Origin of the sequence: Streptomyces beijiangensis (assembly GCF_017315755.1) — a bacterium.
Taxonomy (GTDB): Bacteria; Actinomycetota; Actinomycetes; order Streptomycetales; family Streptomycetaceae; genus Streptomyces; species Streptomyces beijiangensis.
On the sequence record NZ_JAFLRJ010001179.1, the window covers coordinates 1 to 242 of the forward strand.

Genomic DNA, 242 nt, shown 5'->3' on the forward strand with positions numbered 1-242 from the left:
CCCCAGCACCCCCACCCCGCTCACTCCGGAGGAGGCCCGAACCCTCACCTCCTGGGACCGGGACCTGGACGCGCTCAGCGAAGAGCTGCGCCGCTCCCGCCGCACCACGGTCGACGTCCCCGTGCCGCCCACCCTCTCCGCCTCCCAACTCCTCCGCATCGCCGCCGACCCCGACGGCTTCGCCCAGGACCTGGCCCGCCCCATGCCCAGACCCCCCGCCCCCGGCGCCCGCCGAGGCACCC

At 77.7% G+C, this 242-nt stretch carries 1 protein-coding gene; it reads left to right on the forward strand.

The window, feature by feature from the left end; genetic code table 11:
* Positions 1–242, forward strand: a 242-nt coding sequence (locus J0695_RS41080; RefSeq protein WP_206969898.1) for a hypothetical protein, incomplete at both ends; no start/stop codon positions are given.